The 20,676-nt window shown below is 41.9% G+C and carries 13 protein-coding genes; 8 read left to right on the plus strand and 5 right to left on the minus strand.

Annotation, left to right across the window (positions count from 1 at the left end):
* Positions 1 to 3: 3 nt before the first annotated feature.
* Together MKZ16_RS18475 and MKZ16_RS18480 are read right to left on the minus strand one after the other, a co-directional pair.
* Positions 4 to 3,114 carry an ATP-binding protein gene (locus MKZ16_RS18475; protein ID WP_143759092.1) on the minus strand — a complete coding sequence of 1,037 codons (3,111 nt, stop codon included), beginning with the start codon at positions 3,112 to 3,114 and terminating at the stop codon, positions 4 to 6.
* A gap of 750 nt (positions 3,115 to 3,864) precedes the next feature.
* Positions 3,865 to 4,098, minus strand: a complete 234-nt coding sequence (locus tag MKZ16_RS18480; protein WP_076106177.1) for a hypothetical protein — start codon at positions 4,096 to 4,098, stop codon at positions 3,865 to 3,867.
* Positions 4,099 to 4,311: 213 nt separating this feature from the next.
* Between MKZ16_RS18480 and MKZ16_RS18485 the strand changes: the two genes are divergently transcribed.
* From MKZ16_RS18485 to MKZ16_RS18505, 5 genes are all read left to right on the plus strand, one after another.
* Positions 4,312 to 4,959: a transcriptional regulator gene (locus MKZ16_RS18485; protein ID WP_076106179.1), complete on the plus strand. Its 648-nt coding sequence runs from the start codon at positions 4,312 to 4,314 to the stop codon at positions 4,957 to 4,959.
* A 468-nt stretch (positions 4,960 to 5,427) separates the two neighbouring features.
* Complete coding sequence (locus tag MKZ16_RS18490) at positions 5,428 to 6,216, plus strand: MerR family transcriptional regulator (RefSeq protein ID WP_076106182.1); 789 nt, start codon at positions 5,428 to 5,430, stop codon at positions 6,214 to 6,216.
* Positions 6,213 to 6,890, plus strand: a complete 678-nt coding sequence (locus tag MKZ16_RS18495; RefSeq protein WP_076106184.1) for an N-acetyltransferase — start codon at positions 6,213 to 6,215, stop codon at positions 6,888 to 6,890. Before MKZ16_RS18490 ends, MKZ16_RS18495 begins: the two co-directional genes overlap by 4 nt.
* Complete coding sequence (locus MKZ16_RS18500; protein WP_036688171.1) at positions 6,874 to 7,881, plus strand: alpha/beta hydrolase; 1,008 nt, start codon at positions 6,874 to 6,876, stop codon at positions 7,879 to 7,881. The genes MKZ16_RS18495 and MKZ16_RS18500 overlap by 17 nt, the downstream gene beginning before the upstream one ends.
* Positions 7,882 to 8,718: 837 nt before the next feature.
* The gene (locus MKZ16_RS18505) at positions 8,719 to 14,538 is read left to right on the plus strand and encodes a bacterial Ig-like domain-containing protein (protein ID WP_076106186.1); all 5,820 of its coding nucleotides are present in this window, start codon (positions 8,719 to 8,721) and stop codon (positions 14,536 to 14,538) included.
* Positions 14,539 to 14,617: 79 nt separating this feature from the next.
* On the opposite strand, the gene MKZ16_RS18510 is transcribed toward MKZ16_RS18505, so the two are convergent.
* Positions 14,618 to 15,397: a helix-turn-helix domain-containing protein gene (locus MKZ16_RS18510; RefSeq protein ID WP_076106188.1), complete on the minus strand. Its 780-nt coding sequence runs from the start codon at positions 15,395 to 15,397 to the stop codon at positions 14,618 to 14,620.
* 120 nt (positions 15,398 to 15,517) lie between these two features.
* Here MKZ16_RS18510 and MKZ16_RS18515 point away from each other — a divergent pair, with 120 nt between their 5' ends.
* Positions 15,518 to 17,434 carry a right-handed parallel beta-helix repeat-containing protein gene (locus MKZ16_RS18515; protein WP_076106191.1) on the plus strand — a complete coding sequence of 639 codons (1,917 nt, stop codon included), beginning with the start codon at positions 15,518 to 15,520 and terminating at the stop codon, positions 17,432 to 17,434.
* A gap of 54 nt (positions 17,435 to 17,488) precedes the next feature.
* Here MKZ16_RS18515 and MKZ16_RS18520 read toward each other — a convergent pair whose 3' ends face one another.
* Positions 17,489 to 17,908, minus strand: coding sequence for a hypothetical protein (locus tag MKZ16_RS18520; RefSeq protein WP_036688177.1), 420 nt, complete (start codon positions 17,906 to 17,908; stop codon positions 17,489 to 17,491).
* Positions 17,909 to 18,205: 297 nt separating this feature from the next.
* Between MKZ16_RS18520 and MKZ16_RS18525 the strand changes: the two genes are divergently transcribed.
* On the plus strand, positions 18,206 to 19,036 hold the full coding sequence (locus MKZ16_RS18525) for a MerR family transcriptional regulator (RefSeq protein ID WP_076106193.1): 831 nt from the start codon (positions 18,206 to 18,208) through the stop codon (positions 19,034 to 19,036).
* 13 nt (positions 19,037 to 19,049) lie between these two features.
* Complete coding sequence (locus MKZ16_RS18530) at positions 19,050 to 20,075, plus strand: serine hydrolase (RefSeq protein ID WP_339814416.1); 1,026 nt, start codon at positions 19,050 to 19,052, stop codon at positions 20,073 to 20,075.
* A gap of 81 nt (positions 20,076 to 20,156) precedes the next feature.
* Here the strand turns inward: MKZ16_RS18530 and MKZ16_RS18535 are convergent, their stop codons facing one another.
* Positions 20,157 to 20,546 (minus strand): hypothetical protein, encoded by a 390-nt coding sequence (locus MKZ16_RS18535; RefSeq protein ID WP_076106198.1) that lies wholly within the window; start codon positions 20,544 to 20,546, stop codon positions 20,157 to 20,159.
* Between the last annotated feature and the right edge of the window lie 130 nt (positions 20,547 to 20,676).

The raw sequence follows: 20,676 nt of genomic DNA on the forward strand, positions 1-20,676 counted from the left end.
GCCTTAACCTCCCATCCGCTTAAGCTGCTGTATTGGAATTTCAAAAGATACCGTTGTGCCTAATCCTTCAGCACTTTGAATATGAATATTTGTTCCATATAACAGCTTTATGCGCTGACTGATATTCCACAGCCCCACCCCTCTTTTATCTACATCTGACTTCATTACTTCTTTCAATTTATGCTCACTCATTCCAGATCCATTATCCTCCACAATAAAGCTAATCAGCGAATTCTCTAATTCCTTTACAGATATATTTACCGTGCCACCCCGCAAATTGGACATTAGGCCATGCCTTATTGCATTTTCGACCAAAGGCTGTAGAATCAGCGGAGGAATCCGGTAATCCGTATTTACTCTCACATCATATTCCACATTTAATCTGGCACCGAAGCGTGCTTTTTCAATATTGATATAAGCCTCTACCAGCTCAAGCTCATTCTCCAAACTCGTTAGTGAATCCAGTTGTTTGAAATCAAAGCTGCTTCGCAAATACTGTGACAGCTGCAGTGTCAACTCTTCGGCCTTCTCTGGTTCTTCCACACATAGTTCAGCAATTGAATTCAGAGCATTGTATAAGAAATGAGGTTTGATCTGGGATCGTAAAAAAGCTATTTCGGCGTCTTTGGCAGTCTTCACGGAAGCTCTCAATCGGGTCAGACTTTTAACACGTGCCATTAGCTCTTCAGCTTCAAAAGGTTTTCCCACATAGTCATTTGCACCGTTATCCATGGACATCTTCATATCGCTCACCCTGTTCTTGGCCGTCAACATTAACACAGGCAGCTCAAAAGGAGTAAATCTCTCTCTAATCTTTTGCAGAACCTCGTAACCCGAAATGTCCGGCATGGTAATATCCAGTACCACCAGAAAAAAATCTGTGTTTTTCGCTAGCTCCTCAAGTGCCATCTGCCCGCGATTAACAACCACAATAGAATATTTCTCTAGCTTAAACAGATTGATCATAGATTGCAGATTGGCAAAATCATCGTCCACTACTAAAATGGGCTCATCGATCTCGCCTTTGATATAAAGGGGATAACCACCATGGGAGAAACTTAATTCTTTATAAGAATGTACCGCCTTAAGGGTAGGTCTCGTGATTGGCTTAACCGCTTTATCCCACCGTGGAAGTGTAAAAATAAACACCGAACCTTTTCCCACTGTAGATTCCACAGCTATGTTCCCGCCATGCAGTTCTACTAGCTTCTTAGTAATACTTAATCCGAGTCCTGTTCCACCATGACTATGAATCTCCGCCTCATCCACCTGCTCAAAAGCTTTGAAAATACGCTCCTGCATTTCCGGTGAGATTCCCAAACCTGTGTCTGCCACACGTACTTCCACCCACTCCTGAATAACTCTGGCACTAATCTCTATTTCACCCTGTTCCGTAAATTTAATCGCATTATCAACCAAGTTGTGGAAAATTTGAATCAGGCGATTGCCATCTGCATTCACCATAGGGAAATTCGAAGCGACTCTGTTAACGAGCAGGATCGACTTTTCTCCGAGCAGAAAAGAATGAATGCCAATGACGGAATCAACAACGGCTTTCAAATCCAGTTTGCTTTTGTATAATGTGATGTCTCCGTACTTCATTTTGGAATAATCGAGTAGTTCATTTACCATATGTGTTAATCTTCTGCCGCTCCCGATTACGATCGCTAGATTCTGCGCTTGTTTTTCATTAACTGGACCCTCAACCCCATCCAGCAGCGTAGCTGTAATGTTCACTATGGCATTTAGAGGTGTTTTTAGTTCATGTGAGGTGTTGGAAAGGAATTCATCTTTAATTTTATCCAGCCCAATCAACTGGTTTTTCATCTCGTCTATGGTATGGTAGGCTTCAAAAAAACGTAGAACAATCAGCACGATCATGATGATATTAAAAGCCACAATGTAAAACTGTCCGAGCCAAAGGTTCTCTTTTATAGATAGAGCAAACAGAATAATATCTATGGAATATAGATTAATAGCTAGAATCGCCATAAACATCAGCAGCAATTTGATTCTATTTACTTCTGCGCTTCTGATATACAGGGTGGCCACTCTACATAACATCCAAATTAACATCAGCTCATATAAAATAATCACATACGGATAAATGACCGTGTAAGAACGAATCGGCAGGATGGCGACCAGAATTATAAAGCTGCCTAAAACAATCGTTATGGCTTGAGTAAATTTTAAAGATATTATGCTTTTGTGCATTTGGTAAAAAAATATTGCGAGCACAATAAAGCAGGAGATGGAGCTTATATCCTTTACTTTGTAGAGCATTATGAACGAAAGTTTAGGGAAAAAGAGTAAGAGTGAACGCTCACCGATCAACCCATGATATATCGCAAACAGCAAACAAATAGTCGCAAACACAAGTAAAGAGTAATCCTGCTTACGGTATAAGGACGCTGCCCCAAAGCAGATAAAAAAGATAAGGGCAAGTGTGCCTAAAATAGCAACGGTGCTAAATTCACGGGCCGTACTCTTCTGCTGAACCTCCATCATTGCTGCTTCCTCACCAAAGGATAAAGAAACCGGAATGCCCCCATTTACATAATCGAAGTTGGAGACTTGAATTATGATTTCTACATCTCCCTTATCAGACGAAAAAAGCCCAATCTGCGGGATATTTCCTGACCGATAATCAGCTTCATTAGCAGCAGGATTACCATCCTCAATAACTGACTGTCCATTAACAAAAATCCTGCTTGAAAAGCGGATATTTGTTTTTTTCAAGGCGAATACCCCACTTACGGGCAGGTTTTTTAGAACCATCCGATAGGTGGCAGAACCGAAGGCGGGTAAAGGGCTTCCATTAACGATGTTGCCGTTCCACCGGGAGGGCACCTCCATCCAAGCTGAAGAAGCAGGTATATCTGCGCTACCCGCCCTAAAATGCTCAGGAGTTAATAAGTGATTCCAATAAAACTCCCATTCACCGTCTAACTTGATAATCTTATCCTGTTCGTAATCCCAAGCTGCGAGATCCATGACTCCATGCTGCACTTGCAGGTGACTCCCTTGTTTATCGTGACCCATAAGAATGGATAGAGGAATCGCAGATAATAAAATTAAACCAATCAGATAGATAAGTAATGTCCTTTTGAGCATCGTATCGGCCCCTTTTATGGAAGAGTAAAGCTGCAGCAATCACCAGGGCCATCCTGCAACACGTGTTGAAGAGTAAAAAGTTTAGATGAACATAGATAATTCTATAAAATTTTCTAATTTCCTTCACAATTCGACAAAGTAATGGGCCTTTATTAGGATTTTTTTCTGAAAAAGCGGGACTTATATGAAAAGATGGTCTGATATGACCATGATGAGTAGGATGACGGTGTGAGCACGATGAGTAGGACGACGGTATGAACATGATGAGTTTAATGACGAAATGAAAGGACCAGTTGGGCGACTTGTGCTACTTTGGCAACTCGAATGTATCTGCCGCGCGCATGCGGACTCAGGAGACCTTATTTGCTGAAAAATGAGGGTTTTGCCACGCTATCGGACTCAGTTGCAACTATTCGCACATAACTACCCCATTTTGAGTCGATTTGCAGCTAATAAGAGCTATGCAGTCCGTAACTTTTGGAATACGAGCGAAAATGTACGAATAGCTGCAATACGGTCCGTTCATGCTGGAGTTACACGACTTTGGGACATGGAAGACATGGACACAATGATAATCTGACGACTTGGACTAGATAGACAATTCTGACGTCGTTGGGAACTCTGAATACTTACACCGCGCGCATACGGACTCAGGAGACCTTATTTGCTGAAAAATGAGGGTTTTGCCACGCTATCGGACTCAGTTGCAACAATTCGCTCATAACTACCCCATTTTGAGTCGATTTGCAGCTAATAAGAGCTATGCAGTCCGTAACTTTTGGAATACGAGCCAAAATGTACGAATAGCTGCAATACGGTCCGCAACGTTCGAAAATGAATAATGATATTGCGCAGAGCACGTAATCCATTTTTGCGGATCAGTAACCACATGATGATCGTCCTAGAAAAGCCATGCGGCCGCGCGGGGGAAGAATCCGCTTTTAGAGTAACTAGTAACTTCAGCAAATTCAGCTCGTTCACCATGCTAGCTTCCTTCAACTAAAACCTAATCGGATTCGTCATCCTTATACACAGTAACTCATTGAAGAAATCCTCAGCACTCGTTATAATAGCAACTATAGGTCGTGAAGAACACGCCGCTTTTATACAATCTCTATCCTGGGTAAGCTCAGGAGGAATTGTATGGGAGCGGCTTTTTCTTTTTTCAAAAAAAATTACTTAAGGAGGATACACAAAATGTTCAGATTCGAACAGCAACTAGAGGAATGGTTACAGATCAACTTGGATAAGGAGAACAATCCCCGCAGACAGGAGCTTCTTGCAAAAGGGTTGGGCTATGGAACAGTCGAATTTCTACGTGCGGTATGGTTTCCTGCTGTAGGAAACTTCAACTACTTGTTCCCGGAATGGGAAGTGCGCGATTTCAACAATGGTTATCGTTATCTTGATCTGGCCTATATGCCAGGTGGAGCAAAGGGCGGAATTGAGATTCAAGGCTACGGTCCGCATGCTAGAGATCTTGATGTACGACGATTCAAAGATTTATGTAGACGCCATTCCTTATTATCGCTAGACGGTTGGACCTTCCTATCCATCGCCTATCCCTCAATCACGGACGAGCCTCAGCTATGTCAACAACTAGTACTCGCATTCATCGGCAAATTCATGGCTTCAGACGTGCCCTCTTCATTAACATGGTTAGAAGCTGAAACACTTCGTTTCGCAAGACGTCTTCTGCGTCCTTTCACACCTGTTGAACTCACCCATCATCTTAGAGTCACTAATCGTCATGCCCGACGTGTTTTACATGAGTTAGTTGAACAGCAGCTACTAGAGATCGTTGGTGGAAAAGAACGCAATCGAACCTATCAGCTTAGAATGTGATGATTTGATTTGATTAGTTTGGTTTGATTAACAAAGTTACGTTCGGACCGTATAGCTCTTATTTCCCAATTATCTTCGTTTTCGCCACGCTATCGGACTCAGTTGCAACTATATGCTCATAACCACCCCATTTTGAGTCGATTTGCAGCTAATAAGAGCTATGCAGTCCCTAACTTTTGGAATACGAGCGGAAATGTACGAATAGCTGCATTACGGTCCGTAATGGCAACTCTAAGGTCATACCAGCAAGGCTCATACAAAAAAATGATCATGAATCTAATCCGTTGCACCCCCGCATTGTCCTTCCAAAATCTAAGTCTTTTTCAATACCACCCATTACTATTACTAATCATTATTTAGAAAAAAAGTGCTCTGCTTATCCCGTATTTTAATCGACGCTTGACCTTAGGTCTGACCTAAGGTTTATAGTTATTTTTATCAAATAACTTACAGTTAGGAGCACCGCCCTTGAATCCGTACCTTACAATTGGAGAACTATCAAAACTTATGAATGTATCTATCCACCAGATTCGATATTTTGAAGAAAAAGAAATCCTGTTTCCATCCTATATAGACAATAATCAGTACCGGATGTACGGCATCGATGAGATCTATCAATTGGCACATATCCTGTTGCTCCGCAAATTAAACATCCCTGTCAGTACCATTAACCAAAGTATGAATAAATCCGCAACGAATGACTACCAACAGCTGTTAGAGAAATCGCTAAACAAAATCAACTCAGAAATAAACCAATTAATAATGCTGCAACAATTTATACAAAAGGTACTAAAAGAACATGCAGATTATGGCAACATGGAGGGGGATTATCAAATTAAACATGTGGACAATCGTTATCTGAAAAAGTGGTTGGTGCTAGAGTATAACGAAACACTAACTGCGCGAAGTTTATATGAAAAAAGACCGCAGAACCATCATTTATTTGAAACGGATTTGCATTATGTATACGATTCTGAACAAGTAACCTTATGCTTTGAAACCATTGAAACCACTCCCGCCCCTGACATTTTTTTAGAAAAAGGGTGCTATCTCTATAAAGCATTTTTTGTAACTGACGATCAGGATGTAGATCATGAAATTGCCAAGCTGGAACACTTTTTAAATGGGCATCACTACATGGTATTGGGACCAATCATCATTCTGGAGAAATCGTACCTATCCATGTTTAACAACGACAAGCTTCATTATGAGCTTCAAATTCAAATCGAGCATGCCCTAGCTGATACTACTAAATGAGTACAAACGAGGTTATCATCGCCCATTACCAGGAACAAGATCGTGAGGCTGTAAGCAGGCTATTGGTAGATGCATTTCACGGGAAATTTCACTCTCTCCTCTCTCTCGAGGACAATGAAATTGCTGATCTACTTATAAGACTTTGGGAACAAGATTCTTCTTCCTTATCATCTAAACAAATAATCGCTTATGAAAACGGAGAAGTGGTTGGCACTATCTACTTAAAATGGCAGGATACGCTCTCCCTTAAAAAAGGATCAATTAAACCACTGAATCGGGCTCCCTTTTTGCAGCTATTCAAGAAATTTGGATACTTAAATGTTTGTAAGTTAATCCTTGGGTTATATTTTTTGGATTATCAACCTAGAGCAAAAGAGTGTTATGTGGCTCATTTGGCTGTTCGGTCCAGTCACCGTAATAAGGGAATTGGCAAAGAGTTGCTGGGTTGGGCGGCGGATTTTGTAAACAGTCATTCTGAGGTTGAAAAATTAACGCTACATGTTGCTAACAAGAATAAACGAGCCATTAATATGTACCAGCAGTTGAACTTTGAGATCCATAAATCTAACTATAGCGCGGTAAGACATTTACTTTTTAAAGAGCCTATTTGGCATTACATGACAAGAAAAACATCGCTACAATCTGGGGGATCAATGAATGAAAAAGAAAATTAAGCTAACTGTCTGGATGATTACCATTTCGTTGTTAATTGCAGCGGTCTTGTTCGTACTACAGCAACATTCTTTCTCAATGACTGAGCAAAAAATTGAAATTGATACGCCTCAAGGTCAACTAACAGGAACCTTAGTTCTGCCCGAAAGCTACTCTGGAACCGTCGGACTGGTAGTTTTTGTTCATGGGGATGGCCCAGTTAATGATACTTACGATGATGGATATAAACCTTTGTGGGAAAAGCTCGCCTCTGCCGGATATGCTTCCTTATCTCTTAACAAACCAGGTATTGGGGGTTCCTCAGGGAACTGGCTAGAGCAAAGCATGGAGGATAGAGCACAAGAAACTATATATGCGATTAACTGGGCTAAAGCCTTACCTATGATTGATGCTCAAGCTATTGGTTTGTGGGGAGCAAGTCAGGCGGGCTGGGTGATTCCCAAGATTGTTAAAAAAGTGCCTGATCTCGCCTTCAGTATTCTTGTATCCCCCGCCATTCAATGGATTTCTCAAGGACAATACAATACCAGACAAGAGATGATTTTAGAAGGTTTTTCGGAAAAGGAGATAAAAAAGAGAGAAGATTATAACGCGCAAATCCTACTGCTACTTAAGGAACAGGCGTCATATGAAAGTTACTTGCGAATTGCACAATCGGACGATTTAATTTCCAAAGAAAAATGGGGTTTTTTCTCTAAAAATTATCAGTCAGATGCGAGCGAGGATTTAAAAAACTTCACTACTCCTGTCCACTTAGTTCTTGGCGGGCAAGATATAAATGTAGATGTTGAGGAAACCGAACGTATTTACCGTGAAAAAATTCCTAAAAACCTACTCTCCGTCTTCTATCTTCCTGATGCTGATCACTCTATGCTCTCAAAAAAGAATGCCTCATCACCATTAAGAACATATTTGACCGCAGTCTTTTTCCCACGACATATTGTTGTTGAGCAATATTTAGATGATTTGGTTCACTTTGTAAGCCAGTTTTAATCTGTTTGCCATCCATTAATACACTCTCGCCAGTTGAACTCCCTACGTTCGGACCGTATAGCCCCTATCTGTCAATTTTCTTCGTTTTCACCACACTATCGGACTCAGTTGCAGCTATTTACTCAAAAGCACCCCTCAGATCCACTTTTTCAGCTCATTAAGAGCTATGCAGTCCGAAACTCAGGGAAAATGAGCGAATTAGCTGAAATAGCTGCATTACGGTCCGTAACGGCAACCGCGGAAGGAATTACCCACAGCCAAGCCCGTATTTTGGCTTTGATTTCCCCAGAATCTACGTATCTTATAGAATACCTACGACTATCACCAATGCACTCCCTACGTTCGGACCGTATAGCCCTTATTTGCTGAATTTCCTCGTGTTCGCCACGCTATCGGACTCAGTTGCAGCTATTTACTCAAAAGCACCCCTCAGATACACTTTTTCAACTCAATAAGAGCTATACAGTCCGAAACTCAGGGAAAATGAGCGAATTAGCTGAAATAGCTGCATTACGGTCCGTAACTCCAATGGCGGGCGTAATTTTCGCTCAAACGATCGCGGACTTCCACTGCGAACGTACTTATCGGCAGTTTCGGCGCCCGTAACCACCACGCCAGCGTGCTAACCACCAACACCAAGCTCCGAAAACTCCACATAAGTAGCAGAAGCAAAGGCATAAACCGGGTGTCATTAACTCAGATTCTCCCTCTCCTACTGCATAAACAGCGTTATATGGCGTATTGATTATAGCTGTACGCTTTAGTGATAACGTATAATTTCGGATGATCAAGCTTAGCTTTGGTCAAAATCGATCATATAAGGAGAGGTTTTAATCATTGAGAAAACAACAACGTTTGTTAGCCATGCTCGTAACCTTCCTGCTTTTGTGCTCCTCTTTTCCGTTATCGATGTTTGCAGAGGAAGCACCTGATCCTTATGAAGGAATGATTAACATTCAAAGTGAATGGCAAGGCAGCGTATTTGGTGATGTTGGGGGGCAAGACAAGATTACTGCGGCCAACTTTGGCATTACGGAGAATACGGATGGATCAGCTACACTGCGAAGCTCGAACGACAGAGGCAAAGTATCGGGCAGCACGGAAGGTATCGCGTATTACTTTAAAGAGGTTGATCCAAGTGTTAATTTTGAGTTGAAGGCAACGGCTCACGTGGATGCTTGGACAGCCAATAACCAAGTTTCCTTCGGAATAATGCTGCGCGGCAATGTGTGGGATAACCAATTCGGAGCCTACTCTGGAGATTATGTCGCCGTGGGTGCTTTGGATCAAGAAATGAAAGCGTTTCACAAATTGCAAAATACAAGCCTACAGAAACTTGGGTACGTGTTTGATAACGCTAATCGCCCTGCCCAAGGAGAGAATTACGAATTAAGCATCAAAAAGACCGGAAATCTGTATATTGTCCGCATCGGCAATGAAATCAAAACGATCGAAAGCTTTGACGGCTCCATTCAATATGCGGGCCTTTACACCGCTAGAAATACTACGGTTACGTTCCGTAATATTCAATTCAGTCAAGAAGGTCAAATCGAGTTAGGACCTTGGGGCTTCAGCGCCTTCGGAGGCAACACTAGTCCAACTAAGAACCCCGAGCCTATAATTGAAAGTCCAACCTCTGTAACGATGACGACTTACGGCGGCAAAATCTCCAGCAGCGATGAGGGAATATCTTTTTATTCGAAAGAGATTCCTGTGGATGCGAACTTTGAACTGAAAGCGACCGCTTCAGTGATTGCTTTTAATAGCAATAGCACTGTCAGCACACCTAACCAGAAATCCTTCGGTCTTATGCTCCGCGACAGTATTAGGACGAACGGAGATACAAGCACAACCACTTCTAACTATGCGGCGGTGGGTGCTTTGGATCAGGTAATGAAAGGTTTTTATAAAAAAGACACCCAAGTGAAGTTAAATCCTTTTAGCGATATCCAAGCCCCGTCCGCAGGAGCTGTATATTCGCTAAGTATTAAAAAATCAGGAGATACTTATCGATTAAGTGTGGGTGATCAGACCGAAATCATAACACTGGACGATACGTTCACAGATACTCTTTTTGCCGGAATCTATGTAGCTAGAGATGCAACTGTTACTTTCAGTGACATAGACATCCAGCTTGAATCCAAAATCGTAACCAGCTTAACCGCTGATACCAGCGCAATGACGAAAACCACTTATCTGGTTGGTGAATCCCTTGATTTGACTGGATTAGTCGTTAAGGCTATTTTTTCTGATGAGAGTGAGGCCGTTTTGTCTTCTACGGATTATATTGTTACAGGCTTTGATAGCAGCAAGTTTGGAGAAAATATCATAATCATTAACTACAACGGTGCTTTCGTGAGCATTCCTTTGCAAATCGTTCCATTATCTATGACCTCATTATCAGTGAAGTATTATCCAGCTAAAACCGTATATTATCCAGGGGATACCTTCGATCCAGAAGGTCTTGTTCTTGTTGCCAATTATAACGACGGCTTCCTGACCAAAGAACTGACCAGTGATCTTTATTCCCTCTCCATTAACGGACAACCGGTCAGCGATTTATTACCGTATCTATTTACGCAATCAGGCTCCACAGCGGTATCCGTTACTTCAACAGAGGCGCCGGCAATCACAACGACCTTTAATGTGGAAGTAAAAGCAGCGACGTTATCCGCTTTAGAAATTCGAAATGAACCTAAACAAACACTCTACTATATCGGTGACTCCCTCAAACTAGAAGGACTTGTGGTTTATGCTCATTACAGTGATGGTACACAGATTCGGCTGTTGAACAATGAATACAAAGTCTCTCCTCTCGACACCACGACATCTGGCGATAAAAAAATCACAATTGCGCATAAAGGCTTAATAACCTTTTTTCAAGTTAAGGTCAACGTTAAAAAACTAGTAGGCATCGAAGTCACCAGCTATCCTAAAACTACCTTTTTTATTAACGACAACTTTGACAGCAAAAATCTGCTCGTATCCAAAGTGTATGATAATTCAGATAGAGAGAAGCTAAACAGCTATACGCTCGACACTTCCAAGTTCGACAATCAGGCAGCTGGATTGTATGAAATTGGTATACTCCCTACCGATTCTTCTATTAAGCCCATTACGTATTCCGTTACAGTAAAAGAAAAGATGGATCCCATTTGGAAAAGCATTCAATTCGGTCAGTCCACTTCAGCTGCTAACAATCAGACGATTGTCAACGAGGATGGATCCGCCCAGCTGATCGCTTTGGAAGGCGGCGGTAAAGTCACCGAAGATCATGACGGCATTACCTTCTATTACACCGAGCTAGATGCTTCGGAAGATAATTTCGTGCTGTCTGCGGATGTCCAAGTGTTGGCTTTTGCAAAAAATCCATATGACGGGCAAGAATCTTTTGGCATTATGGCACGTGACGTCATCGGCACACAAGGAAATTCTAGCGTCTTTGCATCCAATATAGCTGCCCTCGGTGGTTATAGCGGCGGGACGAAAAGCGATCTGGGCACACAGCTTTTTGTCCGCACTGGAGTTGAAAAAACGGATGGGACTGGCAGTAAAGGGATTCAAACCATCATGCTTCAAAAAGAACGTCCGGCACCTGCCAATACTGTTCCTGCAGCACCTTACCATTTAACGTTAGCAAAGACGAATAGTGGTTTTACAGGACAGCTCAATAATGGTCAGCAAGCTATTCATTTCACACCAGACATTCTTAGCGTACAGGATTCAAAAATGTACGTCGGATTCTATGCCGCTCGTTTAGCCACAATTAATGTAAGCAATATTCAATTAACAGTCACTTCAGCAGCTACAGATTCTCCTAAAATAGAACCACCTGCGACTCCCGTCACACCTAGCTTAAATATACTTTCACTAAGTAAAACCTCAGATCCAGCTTACCAAATGATTGTGCGCTCTAATGTCAACGGAACGGTGACGTTGAAGCAAGGTTCTACGATCATCGCTCAGGATATCGAGGCAATAGCTGGTAAACATCTTTCTATTCCCACGAGACTTCTTGATCAAGGAGATACGAACTTTAGCATTACTTTTTTACCAGATGATACTCAGTATTTGACCTCTTATGAGAAGATTATCAGCAACTTTACCGTCACCCTAAAAAGTTATAACGAAGATGATGAGATCTACGTATCGCCCACCGGATCAAGCTCCGGAGATGGAACGATCAATCTCCCACTTGATATCGATACTGCGATTGATTTCGTTAAACCAGGTCAGCATATTATTGTGCTTGAGGGTCGTTATGTGCGGAAATCACCACTTGAGATTAAAAAGTACAATGATGGTAAAGCCTCCGCCAAAAAGTATATAGAAGCAGCACCAGGAGCAAGACCTATCTTTGATTTTGACAAAAAAACAGAAGGCGTTCTCTTGAGCGGAAACTATTGGCATGTGAAGGGGCTTGATTTCACTCGCTCAGCTGGGAATACCAAAGGCTTTACGGTGGGAGGCAATTATAACATCGTTGAAAATAGCCGTTTCTATGCGAATGGTGACACTGGTCTACAAATCAGCCGAACTGATGGTACCGCGATAGAAATCAGTGAATGGCCTTCCTACAACTTAATTCTCAACAGTACCTCCTTCGACAACCGTGATCCATCCGACAATAATGCCGATGGCTTTGCGGCAAAATTGACTGCGGGTGTTGGTAATATTTTTAGAGGTTGTCTGGCGCATAACAATATCGACGATGGCTGGGACTTATATACGAAAGCAGGCTCAGGAGCGATAGGTTCAGTGCTGATTGAGCACAGCGCCGCCTTCAACAATGGGTTCTTAACAGACGGAACCGTAGGTGCCGGTGATAAAAATGGCTTCAAGCTTGGTGGCGAAGGCATTCATGTCACACATACCATTCGCGATTCAATCGCCTTTGGTAATGGCGCTTATGGTTTTACAAGCAATAGTAATCCAGGTGTGATCGCCATCAACAACATCGGATTTAACAATATGCGTGGTAATATAAGCTTCACCACTTATGATCACATTACTGCTGACTTTACGATTGACGGTTTCTTATCTTACCGAACTGCCAACATTGCAAAAGACCAATATCCAGCTTCTTTAGCTGCGGACAATAATTTCATGTTTGACGGTACGCGATCGGCGAATAAATCAGGTTTAGAACTGACCGATTCTAACTTTGTCAGCTTAAATCCTGTAGTCAATTACTCTCGGGATGCCGACGGGAATATAATCTGGGGCGATTTCTTGAAGTTCATTCCTTTTGATGGACCGGAACCAAGTCCGACGGCTTCTCCAAGTCCGACGGCTTCTCCGAGTCCGACCGCTTCTCCGAGCCCGACGGCTTCTCCGAGTCCGACGGCTTCTCCGAGCCCGGCGGCTTCTCCGAGTCCGACTGTTTCTCCGAGCCCGACGGCTTCTCCGAGTCCGACGGCTGCCCCGAGCTCAGGCAGTTCCGGATCATCGGTTGGAGATTCGGCCACTACTATACTCCATTTGGACGGTAGCGTAAGGATTGAGATACCTACTACTATGAATGGAGGAAAAACTAGTGCGATATTGACTGAATCTTCCTTACAAAAGATTATCGCTTTAGCCAAACCTAATTCTGCAGGCCATAAAATCCTAAGAATTCAGCTTGCAGAGGAACAATCGTCAGATGATAGCTCATTTGAAGTCACTCTCCCTGCCGCTGCATTTCTTGTTGGAACTTCCACATTGCAGCTTGAGATCAATACAACACTAGCTACCTTTGTACTTCCGGATAATCTATTCCCGGCGAAGACACTGGACAATGTGAAGACAGTTACTTTGCTCCTCAAATCTGTCGATACAACAGGAAGTTTAAAGAAGCGATTGGGTGAACGTTTGCTTATTGATTACGAGCTACTTTTGGATGGTACAACAGTTCAATTAGAGAGCTTAAATTCAGCCATACAAATTGGGCTTCCTTATCTAGAAGCTGTACCTCCATTGAACAACACCTTTATTGTAGTGTGGAACGTCAATGAGTACGGAGTCATCCAACCGGTATTAGGCGGGAATTATGATTCAGATAAGAAGCAAGCTATTTTCTCAACAACAAATTCATCTGGACAATACGCCGCCGTTTACAATCACAAAACGTTCAGGGATATAACAGATTCTCATTGGGCGAAGTTTATTGTAGAAGTACTAACATCAAAAGGTGTCATTAATGGTGTAACGGAAACAGAGTTTAGACCCGAACAGACTATTACACGTGCAGATTTCGCACTTTTATTAGTTAGAGCTTTAGGTCTATCCGCAGCAGAAGGAAATAGCTTTGCTGATGTGTCACCTAACGATTATTTTTATGAGGGACTTATGACTGCTCAGAAATTAGGGGTCGTTACGGGCCAAACCGACGGTCTTTACCACCCTCATGATTCCATCTCCAGACAAGAGATGTTTGTTATGGCAGCTAGGGCATTGAAGGCTGCAGAGGTATGGAAATCGAATACGACCTCTTCCTCTGCATTAGACGGCTACACTGACCATAATCAAATTTCTAATTATGCGGCAAATGATATTGCGGCGCTGGTATCAGCAGGTCTCATTAAAGGAGACTCTCAGCAGCAGCTTACACCAACTGCCCATTCCACACGTGCCGAAGCAGCCATGCTGATTTACAGAATTATGATGCAACAATAAAAAAAAGAAGAACTCCAAGACCACTATACTCGTGGTTTTGGAGTTCTTTTTATCCTCTTCCCTACCCTCTTAAAGTCTTCTAGTTCATTTTCTTATCAGGAGGATTGGAAACCCGATACCCTTTCGGCGATTGATGGGTGATTTTCTGAAAATTCCGATGAAATGACCGTAAGTTGCTATAGCCGCAAAGGTTGGCGACTTCACCAATAGTCACATTCGAGTTTTTTAATATATAACATGCGTGTGAGATCCGATAGTGATTCAAGTAATCTGTGAAGGGCATTTTCATCAGCTGGACAAACAGCTTTGATAAATACGGGTAATCATATTGCAGATGTTTTGCTACAGCTTTCAATGTGCAATCGGCAGAATAATTTTGTTCTACAAAAAGCAGGATTTTATAGAGCACCTTTGTTTGCGGGGACTGTTTGACCGGAGCAAATGATGTCTGACAGATCAACTCCGCGCATACACCATACAGGAAACTTTTCTGGCTATAAATCGAATCCAGCTTTGAACAATCAGGTTCATTCACAGCATGGAGGACATTGTCAGTTGGAATAAAGCTTTTATAATTCATGTGAAAATCACCTATCAATTCTGTGGAAAAAAGGATCACCATAATCTCCGAAAAATCAATCGTCTCAAATTCATGCATCTGATTAGGAAAAATAAAAACCAGATCATTTTTCTGCACCTGATAGCTTTTCCCATCAATGGTGATAGATAACTGCCCGTCGTTGACATAAATAATCTCAAATGCCCGATGAAAATGAAGTGGAAAATGATAGTTTTTCAAGGGAATGAGTTTAAAGTAATCTTTTTCGCCGACACCATGTTTTTCAAAAAAGGGCCACAAGTAGATTCTCCTTCACGAAAACACTAATTTTGTCTTAAAGTGTACTATATAAAGTATAGAACTAACAACGTTATTTCCTATAATATTGGATAAAGTCAACCAAGCGGAGGTTATAGGACAATGGAATATCACGTATCAAAAACTGGTTCAGATCAAGGTCAAGGTACTCAACATGATCCTTTTTTAACCATCAATAAAGCGGCTTCAGCAGCTGTGGCTGGGGACAAGATTATCGTTCATGAAGGGATATATCGCGAATGGGTAAAACCGAGATACAAAGGATTAAGCGAACAAAGAAGAATTATTTATCAAGCCGCTGAAGACGAGCAGGTTGTCATAAAAGGCTCTGAACATATACAAGATTGGCAGCAGGTTGAGAATCATATTTGGAAAGTGATCTTGCCGAACACGTTTTTTGGCAGCTTTAATCCGTATGTTGAGGAAGTGTCTGGCGATTGGCTCGTCACTATAGAGGAGACAAGACACTTAGGCGATGTATATCTAAATGGCATGTCTTTTTATGAGGTCAGTCAGTATGATCAACTGGCAGCTCCCGTCGAAAAGCTGGAGTTCAAGGATCTCTGGACACATGAGATGGTTCCGGTCCAAAATCCAAAACAGACGACCTATGTTTGGTTTGCCAAAGTAAGCCCTGACCACACCACGATTTACGCTAATTTCCAAGGTGCCAACCCGAACAAAGAACTGGTAGAAATCAATGTACGCAGATCTTGTTTCTACCCTGAAGAAACCGGGATTGATTATATTACTGTAAAAGGTTTTGAAATGGCGCATGCGGCAACACCTTGGGCACCTCCAACGGCAGACCAGCCCGGACTGCTGGGCACTAACTGGAGCAAAGGCTGGATTATTGAAAATAATATCATTCACGATGCCAAATGCAGCGCTATCAGTATCGGCAAAGAAGCTTCCACAGGCCATAATTACCGTACCATTCGAAAAGACAAACCCGGATATCAATATCAGCTTGAATCCGTCTTTACTGCTGAGCGTCAGGGCTGGAGCAAAGAATCGATCGGTTCACATCTTATCCGCCATAATACCATTTATGATTGCGGCCAAAATGCCATCGTCGGCCACTTAGGTTGTATTTTCAGCGAAATTCATCATAACCATATTTACAACATTGCGATAAAACGGGAATTCTGGGGCCACGAAATTGCCGGGATCAAGCTTCACGCACCGATCGATACTCACATCCACCATAACCGGATTCACGATTGTACTTTAGGTTTATGGCTGGATTGGCAGACCCAAGGGACAAGAATCAGTAAAAATCTGTTCTATCAAAATCACCGGGATTTGTTTATAGAAGTAAGCCATGGCCCCTACATTGTTGACCATAATATCTTGACAGCTAAACATGCTTTGGAGAATGTAGCCCAAGGTGGAGCCTATATCAACAATCTGATCGGCGGCAGGATGGTTCATCGTAAGGTACTAAACCGGTCCACGCAATATCATCTTCCGCATAGTACAAAAATTGCCGGTTTCTCACTTATTTATGGTGGGGACGATCGGTTCTACAACAATATCATTGTTGGAAAAGACGGATGGACAGGCGTGGGAACATCACATTTCAATAACTACACCACCTCTTTGGCGGAGTATATCGAGAATGTCCATAAGTTACACGGTGATCTTGAGGAGTTTGAACTCGCTGAACAGCCTATGTTCATTAATAACAACGCTTATTTAAACGGTGCTGAGCCTTTCGAAAGAGAGAATGTAAAGCTGGTTGAGGAAAGCTTTGGTCCAGACTTCTTTATTGTAGATCAAGGAGATGAAGGATTCCTTTCTATTGATCTGCCTGAAAGCTTCGTTAACTTCTTAGGTGAGGTACATTCAACTGAGACTTTGCCGCGGGTGCGCATCGTGGATGCCGAGTTTGAGAATCCGGATGGTAGCAATATAATCCTAGATACAGATTTTCTGGATAAAAAGAAAGAACATAAAAGCACTTTAGGACCTCTTACACTTTTGAATAAGGGCAAAAATTATATTAAAGTGTGGTGATCGGTAAAGCAGGTGGCAAGTCCACCTGCTTTTTCATTGCTATAATTGAGTCTGCTATTTAATATCCTTAATCTTTTGAATAGATACTTCGTTTTGTTCTATTAGGATCTGATATTCAACAATCTCTCCTGCTTTAAATTCTTCCTTAAATTCTTTACTGACCGAGTAATTATCTTTCGGATTGAGTGTAACCTTAAATAAATGCTTTCCATTATCTATGGGGAACTTTGCTACCCCACCATGCTTAATATTACTGTCGATCAAAGAGTTAATTTGAACGTCATTTCCTTCATCAACGGTAACAACTACACTTTTTAAAAATAACGGACTGTTATTCGTAATCAGCAAGTTATATTCTTGATCATCAGTTACATCTACATCTGTATTATTGGATATATCGGCATTGTTTTTTTCGCAACCCGATAACAGGACGATAAACAAAACGAATAAAGATACGTATTTTTTTCTAGACAAAATGTTCTCCTCTCCATTCCTATAATCTTTTCTTGTGAAAATCTTAACATGTTCTAGAAGTTTTATGGGAAATATTTGAAGGCTTTAGCTAAAATGATACACTCTAATAAATAAGGGTAGCCCCGTTGGCTACTCCTTTCTGAATGGCCATTCACCTATATATTGTCGTAACCTTGGAATCGGTTCACTATTTTGCTGTTGACTTTGACCTTAGGGTAAGGTGTTAAGTAGATTTAGAACCAAACAACGATGTTTTAGCTTGGAAGCTTAATTCAAACGAAAAAAGGAGATGACTTTTTGCTGTCGATTGGAGAATTCTCGAAGATATGCGAAGTTTCTACGAAGACGCTTCGATATTATGATGAGATCGGATTAATTCATCCCGATGAGATTAACCCTGAGAACGGTTACAGGTATTACTCCATCAAACAACTTAAAAAAATGCTTTTTATCAATCGTCTAAAAGCTTATTATTTCTCGCTGGAAGAAATCAGAGACATTTTGCAATGGGAACAGGATCGTTCAGAAGAGAAGCTCTACTCAGCCCTTAATCTGAAGAAAAAAGAAATACAGGAGAAAATAAGTTCTTATGAATACACCTTAAAACAAATCAATATTGATGTATTAAATTTGGAGAAAGGTATCCCCATGATGTCCTACCTGAATGAGATAAAAGTAGAGCTTGTTGAAACTCAGCCTATGAATATTCTTTTTACGCGTCAGATGTTGAGCAGTGATAACTATGCGCTAGGTTATGGACATTATTTTAGCGGGCTTTATGAAAAAATCGCCACTGAAAAACTCACTTTGCTCGGTACGCCAATAACAATTTATCACAGCCGTGAATATAATCCAGCCGGAAATGATACAGAGTTTGCTCTCCCCATAAAAGAGGTTGTAAAAGGTACAAGAGATTTGCCTGATGCTCTTTGTGCGAGATCTGTTCTTAAAGGCGCCTATTCAGAATTGACCTCGGTCTATGCAAAGCTGAGAGAATGGATAGAAAATGAAGGTTATGAAATGGTGAATTCGCCCTATGAAATATATGTAACGGACCCGATACAAGCCGCTGTGCCTGAGGATCTGGTTACCGAGGTCTATTTTCCAGTAAAGAAAAAAAATTCATAAAGGAGTTACTTTCATGCTCAAAAACAATTATCCAACTTCAGATTGGCAAATCTCAGCCCCCGCAAACTTGGGAATGGATGCTGATATGCTTTCAGAACTAGAATCAAGGATCAAATCCGAGTATAGCAATATCAACGGGATTGTTGTGATAAGAAGTGGAACTATCGCTTATGAAAAATATTATAATGGCGCTGGCCCGAATGACACACATCATGTGGCCTCTGTAACAAAAAGTATCATATCCGCGCTCATAGGCATTGCCATAGATGCTGGCTTTATTAACAATGCAGATCAAAAGGTACTGGAGTTTTTCCCGGACTATGTTCCAAACGCTGCTCAAGATCCGCAAAAACAAGAAATCACCTTGCACCATCTCCTTACGATGACCGCACCTTATGCTTTTGCAGATTGGCACGAACCGCTGGAGCAAATGTGTATGCAGCCTGACTGGGTAAAATATACGCTGGATATGCTAGGCCAACAAGGAACAATTGGGGATTTCAAATATTCTACCGCTGGAGCACATCTGCTTTCTGCCATCATCACGCGCAGCACTGGACAAAGTGCCCGTGAGTTCGCCAACGAACGTTTATTTAAACCTATCGGAATGAATGAAATCCCGGATTATGAGATGAGCTCATTTGGGTTCGATGATTTGTTTGGGGTAAATGTGAAGGGGTGGGTGGAAGACCCAAATCGTATCACCACAGGAGGATGGGGACTTACGTTGTCTCCACGCGATATGGCGCGTTTTGGTTTATTATATTTGAACCGTGGACAATGGGAGCAAAATCAGATCATTTCGGAGACATGGATTGATGAATCAACAGCGATGAACCCTAATCATTACGGTTACTTGTGGTGGCTACGCGAAGAAGACGGGGTTTACACCTACTCAGCGTTAGGTGATGGTGGTAATGTCATTTGCTGCATTCCAGAAAAGGATCTTGTCGTAACCATCGCCTCAGAATTCACACTTCAGCCTCGTGACCGCTGGCCTCTGATTAAGGATTGTATTATTCGGTCTGTAGTAGAGTAAAGAAGATAAAAAACATGCTGGTTGCCCCTTCATTCACAACTAGGAGGGCAACCAGCTGTCTACACTCTAAATCATATTGCTTCAAGGAAAAATAATATCACCTTCGTTGCTGCTTACATCAAAAAATCCAACTTTATGTTTTATAGCCAACTCCCGCATCGCCGTATAAGCTTCGTCAGCTACGGAATACGCAAAAGCCGCATAGATGACGGATGAGCCAAGCGAGTAGTCAGTTAACCGGTTATCCGTTCCGGCTTCCTCCATCGCCTCAAAAATCTCGTCCTCTACATTCATATTAGGAAATTGCTCAGACAACTCAGTATAAAAGCGTTGCAGCGCCTCCGATAAAACCGATGGATCGTTATAGGCATGGTCTTCCGACCACTGCACTTGCTGCTCATACCACTCCATAAACGCTGCTCTCTCTTGCGGCGCTTTAGACGTCTCGAATGCCATCAAATCATAGCTCATTTAAAATCCTCCTCTAACCCACCCTAATCGTGCATTTTCAGTTCCTATAAATTGTTGGGCTGTCTTGATTATATATTAAAAATCATCAGACCCGTACTATAGAATCATGATACTTACTCAACCGTTAAAT

The organism is Paenibacillus sp. FSL R5-0928 (genome assembly GCF_037970385.1).
Taxonomy (GTDB): Bacteria; Bacillota; Bacilli; order Paenibacillales; family Paenibacillaceae; genus Paenibacillus_AQ; species Paenibacillus_AQ odorifer.